The 18,437-nt window shown below is 65.2% G+C and carries 23 protein-coding genes; 19 read left to right on the forward strand and 4 right to left on the reverse strand.

From position 1 onward, the window contains the following. Positions 1–10 precede the first annotated feature (10 nt). From secY to ACXN5S_RS10860, 19 genes are all read left to right on the forward strand, one after another. Positions 11–1,381 (forward strand): preprotein translocase subunit SecY, encoded by a 1,371-nt coding sequence (secY, locus tag ACXN5S_RS10770; protein WP_458605434.1) that lies wholly within the window; start codon positions 11–13, stop codon positions 1,379–1,381. Then, the gene (locus ACXN5S_RS10775; protein ID WP_458605435.1) at positions 1,378–2,019 is read left to right on the forward strand and encodes an adenylate kinase; all 642 of its coding nucleotides are present in this window, start codon (positions 1,378–1,380) and stop codon (positions 2,017–2,019) included. The genes secY and ACXN5S_RS10775 overlap by 4 nt, the downstream gene beginning before the upstream one ends. A gap of 159 nt (positions 2,020–2,178) precedes the next feature. Beyond that, a complete protein-coding gene (locus ACXN5S_RS10780; RefSeq protein ID WP_458605436.1) occupies positions 2,179–2,481 on the forward strand; it encodes a BrnT family toxin in 303 nt (100 codons plus the stop codon). Next, on the forward strand, positions 2,465–2,698 hold the full coding sequence (locus ACXN5S_RS10785) for a BrnA antitoxin family protein (RefSeq protein WP_458605437.1): 234 nt from the start codon (positions 2,465–2,467) through the stop codon (positions 2,696–2,698). The genes ACXN5S_RS10780 and ACXN5S_RS10785 overlap by 17 nt, the downstream gene beginning before the upstream one ends. Positions 2,699–2,903: 205 nt before the next feature. Beyond that, positions 2,904–3,272, forward strand: a complete 369-nt coding sequence (rpsM, locus tag ACXN5S_RS10790; protein ID WP_458605438.1) for a 30S ribosomal protein S13 — start codon at positions 2,904–2,906, stop codon at positions 3,270–3,272. Positions 3,273–3,286: 14 nt separating this feature from the next. Then, positions 3,287–3,682, forward strand: coding sequence for a 30S ribosomal protein S11 (gene rpsK, locus ACXN5S_RS10795; protein WP_458605439.1), 396 nt, complete (start codon positions 3,287–3,289; stop codon positions 3,680–3,682). A gap of 114 nt (positions 3,683–3,796) precedes the next feature. Further along, on the forward strand, positions 3,797–4,813 hold the full coding sequence (locus ACXN5S_RS10800) for a DNA-directed RNA polymerase subunit alpha (protein ID WP_458605440.1): 1,017 nt from the start codon (positions 3,797–3,799) through the stop codon (positions 4,811–4,813). 133 nt (positions 4,814–4,946) lie between these two features. Further along, positions 4,947–5,369 carry a 50S ribosomal protein L17 gene (gene rplQ, locus ACXN5S_RS10805; RefSeq protein WP_458605441.1) on the forward strand — a complete coding sequence of 141 codons (423 nt, stop codon included), beginning with the start codon at positions 4,947–4,949 and terminating at the stop codon, positions 5,367–5,369. A gap of 206 nt (positions 5,370–5,575) precedes the next feature. Continuing rightward, positions 5,576–6,181 (forward strand): helix-turn-helix transcriptional regulator, encoded by a 606-nt coding sequence (locus ACXN5S_RS10810; protein ID WP_458605442.1) that lies wholly within the window; start codon positions 5,576–5,578, stop codon positions 6,179–6,181. Between the two features lie 62 nt (positions 6,182–6,243). Beyond that, entirely contained in the window at positions 6,244–6,834 is a 591-nt protein-coding gene (locus ACXN5S_RS10815) for an acyl-homoserine-lactone synthase (protein ID WP_458605443.1), read from the forward strand. 52 nt (positions 6,835–6,886) lie between these two features. Then, complete coding sequence (locus ACXN5S_RS10820) at positions 6,887–8,221, forward strand: replication-associated recombination protein A (RefSeq protein ID WP_458605444.1); 1,335 nt, start codon at positions 6,887–6,889, stop codon at positions 8,219–8,221. A gap of 122 nt (positions 8,222–8,343) precedes the next feature. Continuing rightward, on the forward strand, positions 8,344–8,718 hold the full coding sequence (gene crcB / locus ACXN5S_RS10825) for a fluoride efflux transporter CrcB (RefSeq protein ID WP_458605445.1): 375 nt from the start codon (positions 8,344–8,346) through the stop codon (positions 8,716–8,718). Continuing rightward, entirely contained in the window at positions 8,715–9,761 is a 1,047-nt protein-coding gene (locus tag ACXN5S_RS10830) for an RluA family pseudouridine synthase (RefSeq protein ID WP_458605446.1), read from the forward strand. Before crcB ends, ACXN5S_RS10830 begins: the two co-directional genes overlap by 4 nt. Beyond that, on the forward strand, positions 9,758–10,429 hold the full coding sequence (locus ACXN5S_RS10835; protein ID WP_458605447.1) for an HAD-IA family hydrolase: 672 nt from the start codon (positions 9,758–9,760) through the stop codon (positions 10,427–10,429). The genes ACXN5S_RS10830 and ACXN5S_RS10835 overlap by 4 nt, the downstream gene beginning before the upstream one ends. Next, the gene (locus ACXN5S_RS10840) at positions 10,426–11,139 is read left to right on the forward strand and encodes an ATP12 family chaperone protein (protein WP_458605448.1); all 714 of its coding nucleotides are present in this window, start codon (positions 10,426–10,428) and stop codon (positions 11,137–11,139) included. Before ACXN5S_RS10835 ends, ACXN5S_RS10840 begins: the two co-directional genes overlap by 4 nt. Before the next feature lie 297 nt (positions 11,140–11,436). Next, positions 11,437–12,453, forward strand: a complete 1,017-nt coding sequence (locus tag ACXN5S_RS10845) for an amino acid ABC transporter substrate-binding protein (protein WP_458605449.1) — start codon at positions 11,437–11,439, stop codon at positions 12,451–12,453. Between the two features lie 165 nt (positions 12,454–12,618). Next, positions 12,619–13,851 (forward strand): amino acid ABC transporter permease, encoded by a 1,233-nt coding sequence (locus ACXN5S_RS10850; protein ID WP_458605450.1) that lies wholly within the window; start codon positions 12,619–12,621, stop codon positions 13,849–13,851. Position 13,852: 1 nt separating this feature from the next. After that, positions 13,853–15,172 (forward strand): amino acid ABC transporter permease, encoded by a 1,320-nt coding sequence (locus ACXN5S_RS10855; RefSeq protein WP_458605451.1) that lies wholly within the window; start codon positions 13,853–13,855, stop codon positions 15,170–15,172. Positions 15,173–15,183: 11 nt separating this feature from the next. Continuing rightward, on the forward strand, positions 15,184–15,975 hold the full coding sequence (locus tag ACXN5S_RS10860) for an amino acid ABC transporter ATP-binding protein (RefSeq protein WP_458605452.1): 792 nt from the start codon (positions 15,184–15,186) through the stop codon (positions 15,973–15,975). A gap of 60 nt (positions 15,976–16,035) precedes the next feature. Here ACXN5S_RS10860 and ACXN5S_RS10865 read toward each other — a convergent pair whose 3' ends face one another. From ACXN5S_RS10865 to argB, 4 genes are read right to left on the reverse strand one after another with little or no spacing between them, the layout of a single operon-like run. After that, entirely contained in the window at positions 16,036–16,320 is a 285-nt protein-coding gene (locus ACXN5S_RS10865) for a putative quinol monooxygenase (RefSeq protein WP_458605453.1), read from the reverse strand. A 9-nt stretch (positions 16,321–16,329) separates the two neighbouring features. After that, on the reverse strand, positions 16,330–16,830 hold the full coding sequence (locus ACXN5S_RS10870) for a SixA phosphatase family protein (RefSeq protein ID WP_458605454.1): 501 nt from the start codon (positions 16,828–16,830) through the stop codon (positions 16,330–16,332). Then, positions 16,827–17,471, reverse strand: a complete 645-nt coding sequence (locus ACXN5S_RS10875) for a ferredoxin (RefSeq protein ID WP_458605455.1) — start codon at positions 17,469–17,471, stop codon at positions 16,827–16,829. The genes ACXN5S_RS10870 and ACXN5S_RS10875 overlap by 4 nt, the downstream gene beginning before the upstream one ends. Further along, on the reverse strand, positions 17,468–18,361 hold the full coding sequence (gene argB, locus ACXN5S_RS10880) for an acetylglutamate kinase (protein WP_458605456.1): 894 nt from the start codon (positions 18,359–18,361) through the stop codon (positions 17,468–17,470). The genes ACXN5S_RS10875 and argB overlap by 4 nt, the downstream gene beginning before the upstream one ends. Positions 18,362–18,437 lie beyond the last annotated feature (76 nt).

Here is an 18,437-nt window from a genome sequence, read left to right on the forward strand (position 1 = left end):
GGGGCCCCTGATGGCGTCAGCAGCAGAACAGATGGCCGCGAACCTCTCGTGGGGAACGCTCGGCAAGGCGACAGAGCTTCGCCAGCGCATCTTCTTCACGATCGGTCTTCTGGTGGTCTACCGGATCGGCACCTACATCCCCGTCCCGGGGATCGACGCCGGCGCCCTGCGCGACTTCATGGACGATGCGGCAGCCGGTATCGGCGGCATCCTGTCGATGTTCACCGGCGGCGCGCTGGGGCGGATGGGCCTCTTCAGCCTCGGCATCATGCCCTATATCTCGGCCTCGATCATCATCCAGCTCGTCGCCTCGATGTACGAGCCCTGGAAGAACCTTCGCAAAGAGGGTGAGGCGGGCCGCAAGAAGATCAACCAGTACACGCGGTATTTCACCGTCATTCTGGCGACCTTCCAGGCCTATGCGCTCGCCGTTTCCATCGAGTCCGGCGGTCTGGCCCATGACCCGGGCATCTTCTTCCGCGCGGGCTGCGTCGTCAGCCTCGTGGGGGCGACGATGTTCCTGATGTGGATGGGCGAGCAGATCACTGCCCGCGGCATCGGCAACGGCATCTCGCTGATCATCTTCGTCGGCATCATCGCCGAAATCCCGGCCGCGCTCGGCCAGTTCCTCAGCCAGGGCCGCGCCGGCGCCATCTCGGTGCCCGTGATCCTTGGTGTCATCGTCATGGTGCTGGTCGTGCTGGCCTTCGTGGTCTTCATGGAGCGTAGCCTGCGGAAGGTTCACATTCAGTATCCGCGCCGCCAGGTGGGGATGAAGATGTACGACGGCGGCTCCAGCCACCTGCCGATCAAGGTGAACCCGGCGGGCGTGATCCCGGCGATCTTCGCCAGCGCCCTTCTGCTGCTGCCGACGACGCTGTCGACCTTCTCGGGCGGCGGCACGGCGGGGCCGATCATGTCGACTGTTCTCGCCTATTTCGGGCCCGGCCAGCCGCTCTACCTGCTGTTCTTCACGGCCATGATCGTGTTCTTCGCCTACTTCTACACCAAGGAAGTCGCCTTCAAGACCGACGAGGTCGCCGACAATCTGAAGAACCAGAACGGCTTCGTGCCGGGCATCCGCCCCGGCAAGCGCACCGCCGAGTATTTCGACTACGTCGTGAACCGCATCCTTGTGCTCGGCTCGGCCTATCTGGCGCTCGTTTGCCTGCTGCCCGAGATCCTGCGCAGCCAGCTGTCGATCCCGTTCTACTTCGGTGGCACCTCAGTGCTGATTATCGTGTCCGTGGGGATGGACACGATCCAGCAGGTACAGTCTCATCTGCTCGCCCATCAGTATGAGGGCCTGATCGAGAAATCTCAGCTGCGCGGCCGGCGCGGCAACAAACCGAAGGCCAAGGGGGGGCCTGCTCGTCGATGAACATCATTCTTCTGGGGCCGCCCGGCGCGGGCAAGGGAACTCAAGCGCGGCGGCTCGTGGAAGAGCGCGGCATGGTGCAGCTGTCGACCGGTGACATGCTGCGCGACGCCCGCACCTCTGGCACCGAGATGGGCAAGCAGGTTGCCGCGGTGATGGATGCCGGCAATCTCGTCACCGACGAGATCGTCATCGGCCTGATCCGCGAGAAGCTGCAGGACGGCGCCGCTGGCGGTTATATCTTCGACGGCTTCCCCCGCACGCTGCCGCAGGCCGATGCCTTGGGTGCGCTTCTGGAAGAAGAGGGCGAGACGCTCGACCACGTCATCGAGATGCGCGTGAACGATGAGGCGCTCGTAAGCCGCATCATCGCCCGCTCGACCTGCGCGAGCTGCGGTGAGGTCTATAACGACGAGACCAAGCCGATCCCGGCGGACGGCAAGTGCAGCAATTGCGGCGGCACCGAGTTCAAGCGCCGGGCCGACGACAACGAAGAAAGCCTGAAGACGCGGCTGCTGGCCTATTACAAGCAGACCTCGCCGCTGGTTGGCTATTACTACGCCAAGGGTCAGCTCGAAGGGGTCGACGGCCTCGGCGAGATCGAAGCGGTGGCGAAAGAGATCAAGGGCGTGCTGGGCTGAGCTGCCCCAGAGCCCGACAGAAGAGCGCCGGTCCCGAGGGGCCGGCGCTTTGCTTTGGGGCAGGGCGGTTGCAAAGTGTACACGATTTGCGTACATCATGCGGATAGGCCTGCTCCGAAATTTACGAAGTGTTAGCCCGGCTGCCCCGAGACCTCAGCGATGGAGTTCGAATGGGACGAAGAGAAGAGGCGAGCGGTCTTTCTAAAGCGCGGCGTCGATCTCGCGGAAGCCGCCCTGATCTTTGAGGGGCCATTCCTGAGCCAGGTCGATAGACGTGCGGATTACGGAGAGGTCAGGTTCGTCTCGGTCGGTCGCGTTGGGGCCGATATCTATACGGTGGTTCATACAGGCCGCGGGCCGGTCATCCGGCTCATCACCGCCTGGAAAGGAGGGGTCTATGACCTCGAAGAACTTGAGAAGCGCCACGCTCGAAGAATTACGGGAGATGAAGGATCGCGGTGAGATCGGCAGCTCGCCCGATGCGGCAATCGATGACGGCAAGTTGCCGGACGGTTTCTGGGAGGAGGCGGAGTGGTACGAGGCGGCCGCCCGAAAGTCCGTCCACCTCAAGCTTGAGCCGGAGGTCTTCGAGTTCTTCAAGGCCGGCGGGAAGGGCCATCTGACGCGGATGCAGAACGTTCTGGCCGCCTATGTGCGTGCTCAGAAGTCTCGCGCCTGAGGCGCCCAGCCGCGACCCACGCCGTCTGGATGCAACAAACCTCTTGACAGGGGGTTGACGCTCCGGGCGCATCTCCATAGATAGCGCCATCCCGCATAAGGGAATCATGGCCGGTCTGGCCGCGCGCCCGCGCCTCAAGCTGCGGGTGCGAAGTTGTGAAAAAAGGGCCTGGTATTACGGGCCCGCGACGTAAAGGAATATGCCCTTGGCCCGTATCGCCGGTGTCAACATCCCGACAGCGAAGAGGGTTCCCGTAGCCCTCACCTATATCCACGGAATCGGCCCCTCCAAAGCTCGCGAAATCTGCGAAGCTGCGGGCATCGCTTTCGAGCGCCGTGTCAACGAACTCTCCGACGCCGAAGTGCTCGCCATCCGCGAACATATCGACGCGAACCTCACCGTCGAAGGTGACCTGCGCCGCGAAGTGCAGATGAACGTGAAGCGTCTGATGGACCTCGGCTGCTACCGCGGCCTGCGCCATCGTCGCAACCTTCCTGTGCGCGGTCAGCGCACGCACACCAACGCTCGCACGCGCAAAGGCCCCGCGAAGGCCATTGCCGGCAAGAAGAAGTAAGGGAGGCTTAGCACATGGCACGAGATACCCGCCGCGCTGGCACCAAGCGCAAGGTCTCCAAGAACATCGCCGCTGGCGTTGCTCACGTGAACTCTTCGTTCAACAACACCAAGATCCTCATCTCCGACGTGCAGGGCAACGCCATTGCTTGGTCGTCCGCTGGCACGATGGGCTTCAAGGGCTCCCGCAAGTCCACGCCTTACGCCGCCCAGATGGCTGCGGAAGACGCGGGCAAGAAAGCGCAAGAGCACGGCGTGAAAACGCTGGAAGTTGAGGTTCAGGGCCCCGGCTCCGGTCGCGAATCGGCGCTTCGTGCGCTGGCCGCTGTCGGCTTCAACATCACGTCGATCCGTGATGTCACGCCGATCGCCCACAACGGCTGCCGCCCGCCGAAGCGCCGCCGCGTCTAATCACTACAAGAATTGCTCCGGGTCGCGCCTCGTTTGCGCGGCCCGGATACGTCATTAGGAACCTCGGGCGCTTGCCCATCTGGTCATGGAGGGCAAGCAGGAATGGAGGGCAACATGATCCATAAGAACTGGGCCGAACTCATCAAGCCGACGGCGCTTGACGTGCGCCCCGGCGCCGACCCCAGCCGGTCGGCCACGGTCGTCGCCGAGCCGCTGGAGCGGGGCTTCGGCCTGACGCTGGGCAACGCCCTGCGCCGTGTGCTGATGTCGAGCCTTCAGGGCGCGGCCATCACCTCTGTGCAGATCGACAACGTCCTGCACGAATTCTCCTCGGTTTCGGGTGTGCGCGAGGATGTCACCGACATCGTGCTCAACCTCAAGGGCATCGACATCCGCATGGATGTGGAAGGCCCCAAGCGCCTGACCATTCAGGCCAAAGGCCCTGGCGCCGTCACCGGCGCCGACATCTCGGAATCCTCGGGCATCGAGATCCTCAACAAGGATCACGTGATCTGCCATCTCGATGACGGCGCGAGCCTGTACATGGAGCTGACGGTCAACAGCGGCAAAGGCTATGTCGCTGCCGACAAGAACAAGCCGGAAGATGCGCCGATCGGCATGATTGCCATCGACGCCATCTATTCCCCCGTCAAGCGCGTTAGCTACGACGTGCAGCCCACGCGGGAAGGTCAGGTTCTCGATTACGACAAGCTGGTCATGAAGATCGAGACCGATGGCTCGCTGACGCCGGATGACGCCGTGGCCTATGCCGCCCGCATCCTGCAGGATCAGCTGTCGATCTTCGTCAACTTCGACGAGCCGGAATCGGCCACGGCCGGCTCCTCCGACGACGGGCTCGAGTTCAACCCGCTCCTCCTCAAGAAGGTGGACGAGCTGGAGCTCTCGGTGCGTTCGGCGAACTGCCTGAAGAACGACAACATCGTCTACATCGGCGATCTCATCCAGAAGACCGAAGCCGAGATGCTCCGCACCCCGAACTTCGGCCGCAAGTCGCTGAACGAGATCAAGGAAGTGCTCTCGGGCATGGGCCTGCACCTCGGCATGGATGTCGAAGACTGGCCGCCGGAGAACATCGAGGATCTGGCCAAGAAGTTCGAAGACCAGTTTTAAGGTGCGTGACGAGCACGCACCCTACGTAGGGTGCGTGCTTGCACGCACCGCTTCGACCCCGGGCATCCCGCCCCACCAAAGGAGCCGCCGTCACGCAAGCGGTGGCCCACATAAAACGTAACGGAGATACATCATGCGTCATGGTTCCGGCTACCGCCGCCTCAACCGCACCCACGAGCACCGCAAGGCGCTCTTTGCCAACATGGCTGGCTCGCTGATCGAGCACGAGCAGATCAAGACGACCCTGCCCAAGGCGAAAGAGCTCAAGCGTATCGTCGACAAGCTCATCACCCTCGGCAAGCGCGGCGACGTTCACGCTCGCCGCCAGGCCGCCGCTGCCCTCAAGCAAGACATCCACGTCGCCAAGCTGTTCGACGTGCTGGGCCCCCGCTACGCCCAGCGTCCCGGCGGCTACACCCGCGTGCTGAAAGCCGGCTTCCGCTACGGTGACATGGCTCCCATGGCCATCATCGAACTGGTCGACCGTGACCCGGCCGCCAAGGGCGCCGCCGACAAGGCGCGCATCGAGGCCGAAGCCGCTTACGAAGAAGATTGAGCCTCGCCCCCCGGCCTTGTTGCCGGGGCTGAGCGCACGTTCCAAAGGGCCCGCTTCACCGCGGGCCCTTTTTCTATGCAGCGGCCGCGACGTAAACGCATGTTTGCATTGGCAAACTGTGGCGAAAAAACATGATTATTGATAGTTGGTTAAACTACACTTCAAAGTTGACCTATCCTGCGGCAATACACCTGTAGTTAGGGATCATGCGGTCCGTGATCGATCAGAGAACCGAGAGTTTGGGCAGGCTGGCGCCCAGCGGCTTCTTCTACGGTCTTCACATCCGCTACGCCCTGCCACTGCTTCACCACCAGACCTACCCGCAGGACTGGATCGATCACTACACCGAGGAAGCCTATGCCCTTCGTGACCCGATCATCGCCTGGGGGTTCAGCGTTGAAGGTACGGCGCGGTGGAGCGAGATCGGCATCCCCGATCCCTTCGACATCCTCGGGCAGGCGGCCCGCCACGGCATGGTTTACGGGTTAGCCGTGGCCCTCGGCCCCAAGCAGAGCCGCAGTATTGCGTCGGCCGCGCGGGGCGACAGGGAATTCACCGACGGTGAAATTTCAGGCTTTTCTAGTGTCGTTCATGAGTTGCACGTTCTCACGGAGCCCCCGAAAGCCCTGACCGGCGCGGAGGTCGAAGCCCTGCGGTGTATCGCCGAAGGGGATCGCAATGCAGCGGCCGCCGCGCGGCTGGATATCTCGGAATCTGCCCTTAAGGCGCGGCTGGCTTCGGCCCGCAGCCGCCTTCTGGCCCGCACGACCACCGAGGCTGTCCAGCGCGCGCGCGACCACCGGCTGCTATGAGCGTTCCCTTCGACGATCACCCGCGCCTCGACGATCGGGTTCGCCACTCTTCCGGAGGCACCATGGAAGCCACGACCCTCTCATTCGCGAATTTCCACAACCATGGCGAGCTTTTCGCAAACCTGTTTCGCGCGCGGCGGGAATCGTTCATCCTGAAGAAGGGCTGGGACCTGCCGGAGACCATGGGAATGGAGTTCGACCAGTACGATACGCCCGTGTCGCGCTGGGTGGCCGTGCATAATGGCGACCGCCGGGTGCTCGCTGGCCTGCGGCTGACGCCGACGCTCGCGAAATGCGGCATCTACACCTACATGATCCGCGATGCGCAGCGCGGCCTGCTGGATTCGATCCCCGCTGACCTGCTCTACGAAGAGGCCCCGGTCGAAGAGGGCATCTGGGAGGTCACCCGCGGCTTCATCCTGCAAGACATCCCAGCCGCCATGCGCCTGCGCGTGCGGCTGCAGCTCATCAGTCAGCTCACCTCGGCGGCGCGCGAGAACAACGTGCGCACCGGTCTGGCGCTGCTGCCGTCGAACTGGGGCCGCTGGGCCAAGCGCGCCAATCTCAATCTCAGCCCCGCCGGCCGCACCATGAACATGGGCGGCATCGAATATCAGGCGGTCTGGATGGATTTTACCGGCACGATGAATTGAAGCGGGCGCGCCGGGGCTTTCTTGCGGCGCCCGCCCGGCCTATCTGAGGCGCATGGCCGATCTCTTTTCCAACGACGACGATGCGCCCGAGGCGGCGGCGAAGGCCCCCGCCGGCAATGCGCCGCGCCCCCTGGCCGACCGCCTGCGCCCGGCGACCATCGCCGAGGTCATCGGCCAGCCGCAGGTGCTGGGGCCGGAAGCCCCCCTCGGCGCCATGCTCGCCTCAGGCCATCTCTCCAGCCTGATCTTCTGGGGCCCGCCCGGCGTGGGCAAAACCACCATCGCCCGGCTTCTCGCCCGCGAGACCGATCTGGCCTTCGTGCAGATCTCGGCCATCTTCTCGGGCGTGCCCGAGCTGCGGAAGGTCTTCGAGGCGGCCAAGATGCGCCGGCAGAACGGGCAGGGCACGCTGCTGTTCGTCGACGAGATCCACCGCTTCAACAAGGCTCAGCAGGACGGCTTCCTGCCGCATATGGAAGACGGCACCATCCTGCTCGTCGGCGCCACGACCGAGAACCCCAGCTTCGAGCTCAACGCCGCTCTCCTCTCGCGCTCGCAGGTGCTGGTGCTCACCCGCCTCGGCCCCGAAGAGCTGGAGGCGCTGGCCGCCCGCGCCGAGGCTGAACTCGGCCGCCCCCTGCCGCTCGACCCCGCCGCGCGCGAGGCGCTGCTCGCGATGGCCGATGGCGACGGGCGCGCGCTCTTGAACCTCATCGAGCAGGTCATGGGTTGGCCCGTTACCAAGCCGCTGGCGCCCGATGCGCTGGCCAAGCGGCTCACCCGCCGGGCCGCGCTCTTCGATAAATCGGGCGACGAGCATTACAACCTCATTTCCGCCCTGCACAAATCCGTTCGCGGCAGCGACCCCGATGCCGCGCTTTACTGGTTCGCCCGGATGCTGGAAGGCGGCGAAGACCCGCGCTTTCTCGCCCGCCGCATCACCCGCATGAGCGTGGAAGACATCGGCCTCGCCGACCCCGACGCGCAGGCGCATTGCCTCTCGGCATGGCAAACATACGAACGGCTCGGCTCGCCCGAGGGCGAGCTGGCGCTGGCCAATGCGCTGGTCTACCTCGCGCTCGCCCCCAAATCGAACGCCGCGTATGCCGCCTACAAGGGCGCGCGCAGCCTCGCCAAATCCACCGGCTCGGCGCCGCCGCCCAAACATATCCTCAACGCGCCGACCAAGCTGATGAAAGAGCAGGGCTACGGAACCGGCTATGCCTACGACCATGACGCGGAAGACGCCTTCTCCGGCCAGAACTACTTCCCCGACGGCCTCGCCCGCCCCGAGCTCTACGCCCCGGTCGAGCGCGGTTTCGAGCGCGACCTGAAGAAGCGCCTAGACTACTTCGCCCAGCTCCGCGCCAAACGTCAGTCGTCCTAGGCCCCGCGCCCCCATTCATCTGGCCCAAAATACCTCGGGGTCCGGGGCAGAGCCCCGGGTCTCTCAACCCAGTCCCCCGGCCCGCAGTTGACAAGCCCCGCCCCCGGCGCGAGGGAAGCGCGATGTTGAACACACTCGGACAAGTCGCGATCGGCGGCGCGCTCGGCGCGTCCTGCCGCTATCTGGTCGGCCTCGGCACGCTGCGGCTGATGGGGCCGGGCTTTCCCTATGGCACGCTCGCGGTGAACATACTCGGCTCGTTCATCATGGGTGGTCTGATCGTGGTGCTGGCCGAATTGTCGGCCAACCGCTTCGCGCCCTTCCTGATGACCGGCCTCCTCGGTGGCTTCACCACCTTCTCGGCCTTCTCGCTCGACGCGATCACCCTCTTCGAGCGTGGCCAGCCCGGCACGGCTGGGCTCTATGTGGTGCTCTCGCTGGTCCTCTCGGTCTCGGCCTGCGTGGGCGGCCTACTTCTGGCAAGGAGCCTGACATGAGCGGTGCCGAGCAGCGTATCGTCCCGGCCGGCGAGGGCGACCAGCGGCTCGATCGCTGGCTGAAGAAGCAATTCCCCGGCCTCGGCCAGGGCAGGATCGAGAAGGCCTGCCGCAAGGGCGAGATCCGCATCGACGGCGCCCGCGCCAAGGCGTCCGACCGGGTGGAGGATGGCCAGACCATCCGCATCCCGCCGCTCGGGCCTCTGGAGAAGACGGCTCCCGCCACCCCGAAGCCGCCCGTCAGGGCGGATGAGGAGATGATCCGCAATGCCGTTTTGTGGAAGGACGAGCACATCATCGCCCTCAACAAGCCTCCGGGCCTGCCCAGCCAGGGCGGCTCGGGGCAGGGCGAGCGCCATGTCGACGGGCTGAGCTCTGCGCTCATGTTCGGCTACAAGGAAAAGCCCAAGCTGGTGCACCGGCTCGACAAGGATACCTCCGGCATCCTGCTGCTCGCCCGCACCGATCGCGTCGCTCGTCGGCTGAGTGAAGGCTTCCGCCACCGCAACACCCGCAAGATCTACTGGGCCGTCGTCGGCGGCGCGCCGCTGCCGCGCAAGGCCTCGATCAAGTTCGCGCTCGCCAAGATGCCGGGCCGTGGCCGGGGCGGCGAGGGCGAGAAGATGCGTGCCATCCACCCGGGCCAGATCAACGAGGTCGAGGGCGCCAAACGCGCGCAGACCGATTACGTCGTCATCGAGAATGCGGGCCAGCGCCTCTCGTGGGTCGGGCTCGCGCCCATCACCGGCCGCACGCACCAGTTGCGCGCCCATATGGCCGAGATCGGCCATCCGATTCTGGGCGACGGCAAATACGGCGGCTCGGGGCAGGAGAACCTCGGCGACGGCTGGGGGGCCTCCGCGGGCGGCGCGCTCAGCCGCAAGCTGCATCTGCATGCCCGCTCGATCACGCTCGAGCATCCCGTCACCGGCGCCATGCTCACCCTCACGGCCCCCTTGCCTGAGCATATGCAGCGCACCTGGGATTTCTTCGGCTGGGACCCGCGCGACGCGGCGACCGATCCCTTCGAGGACGAGGAATGATGCGCCTCGTGGTGTTCGACGTCGACGGCACGCTGGTCGACAGCGAGGGCCATATCCACGCGGCGATGACGCGCGCCTTCGAAAGCGTTGGCCTCGCCCCGCCGCCGCGCGCCCAGGTGCGGGCCATCGTCGGACTGTCGCTGGAGGTGGCGATGGCGCGGCTCACCGGCCATGAGGATGCCGCAACGCATCTGCGCCTCGCCGAGGGCTACCGCGCCGCCTATCACGAGTTGCGCCGCGAGGCCGGCACCCTGGCCTCCTCGCCGCTCTATCCCGGCGCGCGCGACGCGCTGCAGGCGCTGCAGGATGAGCCAGAGACGCTGCTGGCCGTCGCCACCGGCAAGTCGCGCCGCGGGCTCGATGCGCTGATCGAGGGGCACGGGCTGCAGGGCCTCTTCATCAGCCGCCAGACGGCCGACACCCACCCCTCCAAACCGCATCCCTCCATGTTGCAGGCCTGCCTCGCAGATGCCGGCGTGCCCGCGGAGCGGGCGGTGATGGTGGGCGACACGACCTTCGACATGGAGATGGCGGCCGCCGCTGGCCTGGGCCGCATCGGGGTGACTTGGGGCTATCACGAGCCGCACACGCTGGGCGCAGACGCCCTGATCGAGGATTTCGCCGCGCTGCCGGGTGCGGTGGATGCGTTGTTGGGAGTGCCGGCATGACCGAATGGGCCGCGAAGGTGTTCTGGAGCGAGGTCGCCATCGAGGTGGGCGAGGGCGGCTGGCATGTGATGCTCGATGGGCGGCCGGTGCGCACGCCGGGCCGCAAGCCGCTGGCGCTGCCCACTCAGGCGCTGGCCGAGCGGGTGGCGGAGGATTGGCGCGCGCAGGAGGGCATCATCCGGCCCGAGACGATGCACGCCACCCGCACCGCCAATTCCGCCATCGAGAAGGTGGAGCCCCAACGGGACGGCGTGGCCGAGCTGCTGGCCGGCTACGGCAGTACCGATCTGCTCTGCTACCGCGCCGAATCCCCCGCCGAGCTTGTCGCCCGCGAATCCGCGGCGTGGGACCCGCTGCTCGCCTGGGCCGCCGAAAGCCTCGGCGCGCCGCTTGAAGTGACGCAAGGTGTCATGGCGGTCGATCAGCCCGAAAGCTCGCTCGCCCGACTGCGCGCCCATGTCGATGCGCTCAGCGATTTCGAACTCGCCGGCTTTCACGACCTCGTCGATCTCTCCGGCTCGCTCATCCTGGCGCTCGCCGTGCTGCAGGGCCGGTTGGAGCCGGAGGCCGCCTGGTCGATGAGCCGGATCGACGAGAATTGGCAGCGCGATCAATGGGGCGCCGATGAAGAGGCTGATGCGCGGGCCGAGGTGAAGCGCACAGCCTTTCTTGATGCCGCAGCGTTTCTGGCAGCCGCCCGGCAGGGGTGAATCGCCCAAGGAGCGGGCGGCGTTTCTTGACTGACCAATCAAGCAACAGCGCCAAACCGCTATTTTACGGCGCTGCCTTCCCGGTCACCCAGCACCCAAATCGCTTTGAATCGCCACTTTATTGGGCGTCAACCCCGCCCCGGGGGTGACCGAAGCCTTGACCGCGGCTTGGGAATTCGCCCAAGCTTAACGCATCGACAGGGGGGCGACCCTCAAACGCTCGAAGCCGACTCGTTGCAGAGCCGGGACAAAAAACCTTCGCCGGCGACGGTGGAAGGACATCAGGAAGAGGTTGATATGAAAACATCCGTTCTTTTCGGCGCGCTGACCGTTGCTGGTCTTGCTGCCGGCGCGGCCAGTGCCGCCACGCTCGATGACGTCAAAGAAGCTGGCGTTCTCAATTGCGGCGTGACCACGGGCCTCGTTGGCTTCGCGGCGCCCGATGCCAACGGTGAATGGGAAGGCTTCGACGTCGGCATCTGCCGCGCTGTTGCCGCCGCCGTGCTCGGCGACCCGACGGCCGTGAACTTCGTGCCCACCACGGGCCAGACGCGCTTCACCGCCCTTGCCTCTGGCGAGATCGACCTGCTGGCCCGGAACACCACCTGGACCTTCAGCCGCGACGTCGACCTGAAGTTCGAATTTGTCGGCATCAACTACTACGACGGTCAGGGCTTCATGGTCCCGAAGGCGCTTGGCGTTTCTTCGGCCAAGGAACTCGACGGCGCGACGGTCTGCATCCAGACCGGCACCACGACGGAGCTGAACCTCGCGGACTACTTCCGCGTCAACAACATCAGCTACGAGCCGGTGCCGATCGAAACCAACGCCGAGGCCCAGCAGCAGTACCTTGCCGGCGCCTGTGACGTGTATACGACGGACGCCTCCGGCCTCGCCGCCACGCGTGCCACCTTCGAGAACCCCGGCGATCACGTGATCCTGCCGGAAATCACCTCGAAAGAGCCGCTCGGCCCGCTCGTTCGCCACGGCGACAACGACTGGGGCGACATCGCGCGCTGGACGCTCAATGCGCTGATCGCTGCCGAAGAATACGGTGTCACCTCTGCCAACGTGGAAGAGCTGAGCCAGGGCACCGACAACCCTGAGATCAATCGTCTGCTGGGCACCGAAGGTGACCTGGGCGGCATGCTCGGCCTCGACGCTGACTGGGCCAAAAACGCCATCATGGCGGTCGGCAACTACGGTGAGCTGTTCGAGCAGAACATCGGTGAAAGCACCCCGATCGGTCTGGCGCGCGGCCTGAACGCGCAATGGACCAACGGTGGCCTGCTCTACGCACCGCCGTTCCGGTAAGACAACAGGAGGGGGCGCCGCGCAAAGCGGCGCCCCTTTCCAATAATGAAGCCGGGGCCTGTCCGCCTCCGTGCTTGAACCACATTGGACAGTATCGGGCCGCCCTGATCGAGAAGCCGGGATAAACCGGCACCGGGAAGGAGGGCGTCTCGCCGGGGAGACAACATGTCCACGACGACAGACGCGTCCGCGCCGGACGGGGGATTCCGGCTAAGCCAACTGATCTACGACACGCGCTATCGCTCGATGACGATCCAGATCGTCGCGCTGATCGTGCTGCTGACGTTCTTTGGCTGGCTCATCAACAACACCATCGAAAACCTCGCCGCGCTCGGTAAGGATTTCGACTTTGGCTTCCTCGGCCAGCGTGCCGGGTACGACATCAACCAGACCCTGATCCCTTATGACAGCGGCTACACGCATGCCCGTGCAGCGCTCGTCGGCATCCTCAACACGCTGCTGGTTGCCTTCCTCGGCTGCGTTACCGCCACGGTGATCGGCGTGATCGCCGGCGTGCTCCGCTTGTCGAAGAACTGGGTCATCGGGCGGCTGATGACGGTATATGTCGAAGCCTTCCGCAACATTCCGCTGCTGCTGTGGATCATCCTGATCTTCGCGCTGATGACGGAAGCCACCCCGCAGCCCCGCGACTTCCGCCTCGATGAGAACGGCATGGCAGACGCGTCGATGCTGCTGTGGGACTCCGTTGCCATCACCAACCGCGGTGTCTTCATCCCGGCCCCCATCTGGGGCGCGGGCGCGTGGATCGTCGGCCTGGTCTTCCTTCTCTCCATCGCCGCCATCGTCTGGTGGCGCCGCCGCGCGGTGAAGAAGCTCTTTGACGAGGGCAAGGTCGTGCCGGTGCTCTGGCCGTCGATCGCCATCCTCATCGTGCCGGTGGTGCTGGCGTTCTTCATCCTCGGCCGGCCGATCAGCCTGGCCTATCCCGAGCTTGGGGGCTTTAACTTCTCCGGCGGCATCCAGGTGCGCAACTCGCTGATCGCCCTCTGGCTGGCGCTGTCGCTCTATACCGGCGCCTTCATCGCCGAGATCGTGCGCGGCGGTATCCTCGCCATCTCTAAAGGCCAGACAGAGGCCGCGTATGCGCTGGGCCTGCGGGGCGGCACGACGATGCGCCTCGTCATCCTGCCGCAGGCGCTGCGGGTCATCATCCCGCCGCTGATCTCGCAATACCTGAACCTGACGAAGAACTCCTCGCTCGCCATTGCCGTTGGGTACATGGATGTCCGCTCCACGCTGGGCGGCATCACGATCAACCAGACCGGCAAGGAGCTGGAGGGGATGCTGCTGCTTGGCCTCTTCTACCTGGTGATCTCGCTGATCATCTCGGGCGTGATGAATATCTACAACAACCGCGTCAAACTAAGGGAGCGGTGAGATGGCCGATACTCAATCCGAAGCCGATCTCGCCTATGTGCGCGAGACCATGCTTGCCCAGAAAGAGCCGCCCATCACCGAGCAGGGCGCGCTCAAATGGCTGCGCGAGAATCTGTTCTCCGGCTGGCTGAACGGGCTGCTGACCATCGCGGCGCTGGCGCTGATCTATTATGTGCTGGCGCATACCCTGCCCTGGATGTTCCGTGGCATCTGGCAGGCGGATTCGCTGGCCCAGTGCCGCGAGATCCGCGACGCCCGCTACGGGCCGGGGGTGGATGCAGCCTGCTTCGCCGTCATCACCGACCGCTGGCAGCAGCTGCTCTTCGGCTTCTATCCGCGCCATCTCTACTGGCGCCCGATCCTGGCGCTGGTGGTGTTCTTCGGGGCCATCGCCCCGGTGCTCTTCGACAAGCTGCCGCGCCAGATGCTGTGGTTCACCGCCGTCGCGCCCTTCCTGATGTTCATGCTCCTTTGGGGCGGGGCCATCTGGGGGCCGCTGTTCGTGGCGCTGGGCTTCGTCATTGGCTGGGCCTGCGTGCGGTTCCTGACGCCGGTGATCGGCACGCTGGGCGCTACCCTCGCGGCCATCTTCGTGCCGGTGCTCTACTGGTTCTTCCTTGTCGGTCCGCTGACCGCCGCCTTCACCAGCTTCGCGCCCATCGGCCTTGAACAGGTGAACTCGAAGGATTTCGGGGGCTTCCTGCTCTCCTTCGTCATCGGGGTCACCGGCATCATCCTTTCGCTGCCGCTCGGCATCCTTCTGGCGCTGGGCCGGCAGTCGGACCTCTTCCTGATCAACAAGATCTCGGTCGGCTTCATCGAGCTGATCCGCGGCGTGCCGCTGATCGTGTGGCTGTTCACCGCCTCGCTGCTGCTCAACTATTTCCTGCCGCCGGGCACGAACTTCGACATTATGCTGCGCGTCATCATCATGGTGACGCTCTTCTCGGCGGCCTATATCGCCGAGGTGGTGCGCGGCGGCCTCGCGGCCCTGCCGAAGGGCCAATACGAGGCGGCTGATGCACTGGGGCTCGATTACTGGCAATCCATGCGGCTCATCATCCTGCCGCAGGGCCTGAAGATCGCCATTCCCGGCATCGTTTCTACCTTCATCGGCCTATTCAAGGATACGACGCTGGTGGTGTTCATCGGCCTGCTCGACCCGATCGGCCTGAGCAACTCCATCCGTGCCACGACCGATTGGAACGGCATCTACTGGGAGCTCTTTCTGTTCATCGGCATCCTCTTCTGGGTCTTCTGCTTCGGCATGTCCCAATATTCCCAATATCTGGAACGCAAGCTCACCCGCGAGCACCGTTAAGGAGACCTTCCATGTCTGCACTCGATACAGACCTGACGATCGACCGCTCGAAGCTGAAGGTGAGCGACGAGGTCGCCGTACAGATCGCCGGGATGAACAAGTGGTTCGGCACCTTTCACGTGCTGCGCGACATCGACCTCACCGTCTATCGCGGCGAGCGCATCGTCATCGCCGGGCCCTCGGGCTCGGGGAAATCCACGCTGATCCGCTGCATCAACCGGCTGGAAGAGCACCAGTCGGGCAAGATCGTCGTCGATGGCACCGAGCTGTCGTCTGACCTGAAGAATATCGACAAGGTGCGCTCCGAGGTTGGCATGTGCTTCCAGCACTTCAACCTCTTCCCGCATCTGACGATCCTTGAGAACTGCACGCTGGCGCCGATCTGGGTGCGCAAGACGCCGAAGAAGGAAGCCGAAGAGACGGCGATGCACTTCCTGGAAAAGGTGAAGATCCCCGAGCAGGCCGACAAGTATCCCGGCCAGCTCTCGGGCGGCCAGCAGCAGCGGGTGGCCATCGCGCGCTCGCTCTGCATGCGGCCCCGCATCATGCTCTTCGACGAGCCGACCTCGGCGCTCGACCCCGAGATGATCAAGGAAGTGCTCGATACCATGATCGAGCTGGCGCAGGAGGGCATGACCATGCTCTGCGTCACGCACGAGATGGGCTTCGCCCGGCAGGTCGCCAATAGGGTGATCTTCATGGATCAAGGCCAGATAGTCGAGCAGAACGAGCCCGAGGAGTTCTTCAACAACCCCAAGAGCGAGCGCACCAAGCTGTTCCTCAGCCAGATCCTCGGGCACTGATCCGAGGCGCGCCCGCAAGGGGGCGACGAGGGGGCGGCTCGGGCCGCCCTTTTTCGTGCCTCATGCCCCGGCTACCGGATGCGTCGTAGCCACCCTATCAATCGACGCCGTCGTCGGCTTGATGCGCGTGACGATGTCGAGAAATCCCGGCGAGCGCAGCGCGGTGGAATGCGCCTCGGCGCTCTCCCAGATCTCGGTGATCCAGAGCACGTCGATCTCATCGATATCTTCGGCCACCACATAGCTCGTGCAGCCCGGCAGCACGATGCAACCTTCCGCCAGCAGCCCGCGCAGCTCGTCCCGCTTACCGGGCAATGCGACGATCTTGCCAATAATCCCGTGCATCGCCGTGCCTCAGCCCAGATCCGCCGGAATGGTGAAATCCACCAGCCGTCCGCAACCCTTCGAGAGCCGCGCCCAATCTTCGATCTCCAGATCGATCACGCTGGTGGCGCCCGTCGGGTAATCCTCGAACCGCTCGTGGCTGGGCGCCTCGGCCAGCAGGTCGCCGGCCAGCGCGCCGATGCCAGGGTTATGCGCGATGATGAGGATGGCCTTCGCCGTGGTCTCGCCCTGCACGATCTCGCGGATACGCGCCGCCGAGGCGTTATAGAGCGACTTGCGCTGCCGCACCGGCGGCCAGCTCTCCCATTCCGCCAGGATCAGCGCCAGCGTCTCGCGCGTGCGCTTGGAATCGGAACACAGCACCAGATCGGGCAGATATCCACCCGCCTCCAGCCATTGGCCGATCAGCGGCGCCGCCCGACGACCGCGCTTGTTGAGCGGGCGCGCGTGATCCGGGGCCTCCTGGTCCCAGTCGGACTTGGCATGACGGGTGAGGATCAGTCGCTTCACGGGTGAAAGGCCTTCATGTGATATGCAGATTGCGCCTCGGCGCGGCGGTCTGCTCCCACGGGGCAGGCACGTCGCACCAGGCAACCCCCATCCATGCACATGGCGCCGGCCTTTCTGTCAAGCCAGCCGTGACAGGCCGGCACATCATAGCCCTCTTCGGTGAGCGCCCGTGGCGGGCAGGCAGGAAGGCAGGGCGCGGCGCAGTCGTTGCATGGGCGCGTGGCGGGGGAGGCGGGTTCCAGCGGCTCGCTCAGCGCCAGCGCGCCGCGCACCGAGAAGAAGAGCCCGGCCCTCTCATGCACCAGTAGCGTCACGGGTGAGGCCCAAGCGCGGCCCGTGCGCAGGGCCCAGCCGATGAACGGGTGCCAGGGTGGCCCGCCGAAGGGGAAGAGCGGGGTTGCCCCCATCTCCACCGCCAGGGCGGTGACGATGCGCGTTGACCAGCGGTCCATGGCGTCAGGCAGGCCGTCCTGCGCTTCGGGAGAGGTCTGGAAGAGTGGCCAGAAGCCCGGCTCGGCGGGGGAGAGGAGCACGATGCTCCGCGCCTCTCCCAGCCCGTCGTTCGGCTCTGCCGCGCAATGGCCGGCCACCTCCAGCCCCAGCGGGGCGGCGGCGCCGGCAATGGCGGCGAGCCGGCTCATTCGCCGCTGGCAGGCACCCGCGGTTCGGTCGCGCGGATGATCGAGCCGGCGCCATGCTCGGTGAATAGCTCCAGCAGGGCCGCGTTCGGCAGCTTGCCATTGATGATGACGGCGGCGCGCACGCCCTCGTCCACCGCCTTCAGCGCCGTCTCCACCTTGGGGATCATCCCGCCCGAGATCGTGCCGTCAGCGATCATCGCGCGCACCTGCTCGGGGCTGAGCTGGGTCACGACATTGCCGTCCTTGTCCTTCACGCCGGGCACATCGGTCAGCAGCAGCAGGCGGTCGGCTTTCAGAGCGCCGGCGATGGCGCCGGCGGCGGTGTCGCCGTTGACGTTGAAGGTCTCGTTGGGGTCCATGCCCGTCGCCACGGGGGCGATGACCGGGATGATGCCGGCCTTGAAGAGGTCGCGCAGCACCTGAACGTTCATCTCTATAGGCCGGCCCACGAAGCCCAGCTCGGGGTCGTCGGCCTCGCAGACCATCAGGTCATCGTCCTTGCCCGACAAGCCCACGGCGCGGCCGCCTTCATCCATGATCGCCTGCACGATGCGCTTGTTGACGAGGCCGGTCAGCACCATCTCGACGACCTCGACGGTCGCCTTGTCGGTCACGCGCTTGCCGTTGACGAAGGTCGATTCGATGCCGAGCTTGCCCAGCATCTCGTTGATCATCGGCCCGCCGCCATGCACCACGATGGGATTCACCCCCACCTGACGCATCAACACGATGTCGCGGGCGAAATCGGCCATCTCCTCGACACCGCCCATGGCGTTGCCGCCGAATTTCACCACGACCACGGCGCCGGAATAGCGCTGCATATAGGGCAGGGCCTTCTGAAGCGTGCGGGCGGTTGTCAGCCAGTCGCGATCCATGTCCTGTGTCTTCATCTCCGGGTCCACGTTCAGGGGGTGGTAACCATTCCCACCCTCGACGCCAAGGGTAGCGCGGGGCGGCTCATGTCAA

It is taken from the genome of Pseudoroseicyclus sp. H15 (assembly GCF_054353345.1).

Coding starts and splice junctions, on each gene's coding strand:
- secY (WP_458605434.1), top strand. CDS start 11: ATGGCGTCAGCAGCAGAACAGATGGCCGCGAACCTCTCGTGGGGAACG.
- ACXN5S_RS10775 (WP_458605435.1), top strand. CDS start 1,378: ATGAACATCATTCTTCTGGGGCCGCCCGGCGCGGGCAAGGGAACTCAA.
- ACXN5S_RS10780 (WP_458605436.1), top strand. CDS start 2,179: ATGGAGTTCGAATGGGACGAAGAGAAGAGGCGAGCGGTCTTTCTAAAG.
- ACXN5S_RS10785 (WP_458605437.1), top strand. CDS start 2,465: ATGAAGGATCGCGGTGAGATCGGCAGCTCGCCCGATGCGGCAATCGAT.
- rpsK (WP_458605439.1), top strand. CDS start 3,287: ATGGCACGAGATACCCGCCGCGCTGGCACCAAGCGCAAGGTCTCCAAG.
- ACXN5S_RS10800 (WP_458605440.1), top strand. CDS start 3,797: ATGATCCATAAGAACTGGGCCGAACTCATCAAGCCGACGGCGCTTGAC.
- rplQ (WP_458605441.1), top strand. CDS start 4,947: ATGCGTCATGGTTCCGGCTACCGCCGCCTCAACCGCACCCACGAGCAC.
- ACXN5S_RS10810 (WP_458605442.1), top strand. CDS start 5,576: ATGCGGTCCGTGATCGATCAGAGAACCGAGAGTTTGGGCAGGCTGGCG.
- ACXN5S_RS10815 (WP_458605443.1), top strand. CDS start 6,244: ATGGAAGCCACGACCCTCTCATTCGCGAATTTCCACAACCATGGCGAG.
- ACXN5S_RS10820 (WP_458605444.1), top strand. CDS start 6,887: ATGGCCGATCTCTTTTCCAACGACGACGATGCGCCCGAGGCGGCGGCG.
- crcB (WP_458605445.1), top strand. CDS start 8,344: ATGTTGAACACACTCGGACAAGTCGCGATCGGCGGCGCGCTCGGCGCG.
- ACXN5S_RS10830 (WP_458605446.1), top strand. CDS start 8,715: ATGAGCGGTGCCGAGCAGCGTATCGTCCCGGCCGGCGAGGGCGACCAG.
- ACXN5S_RS10835 (WP_458605447.1), top strand. CDS start 9,758: ATGATGCGCCTCGTGGTGTTCGACGTCGACGGCACGCTGGTCGACAGC.
- ACXN5S_RS10840 (WP_458605448.1), top strand. CDS start 10,426: ATGACCGAATGGGCCGCGAAGGTGTTCTGGAGCGAGGTCGCCATCGAG.
- ACXN5S_RS10845 (WP_458605449.1), top strand. CDS start 11,437: ATGAAAACATCCGTTCTTTTCGGCGCGCTGACCGTTGCTGGTCTTGCT.
- ACXN5S_RS10850 (WP_458605450.1), top strand. CDS start 12,619: ATGTCCACGACGACAGACGCGTCCGCGCCGGACGGGGGATTCCGGCTA.
- ACXN5S_RS10855 (WP_458605451.1), top strand. CDS start 13,853: ATGGCCGATACTCAATCCGAAGCCGATCTCGCCTATGTGCGCGAGACC.
- ACXN5S_RS10860 (WP_458605452.1), top strand. CDS start 15,184: ATGTCTGCACTCGATACAGACCTGACGATCGACCGCTCGAAGCTGAAG.
- ACXN5S_RS10865 (WP_458605453.1), bottom strand. CDS start 16,320: ATGCACGGGATTATTGGCAAGATCGTCGCATTGCCCGGTAAGCGGGAC.
- ACXN5S_RS10875 (WP_458605455.1), bottom strand. CDS start 17,471: ATGAGCCGGCTCGCCGCCATTGCCGGCGCCGCCGCCCCGCTGGGGCTG.
- argB (WP_458605456.1), bottom strand. CDS start 18,361: ATGAAGACACAGGACATGGATCGCGACTGGCTGACAACCGCCCGCACG.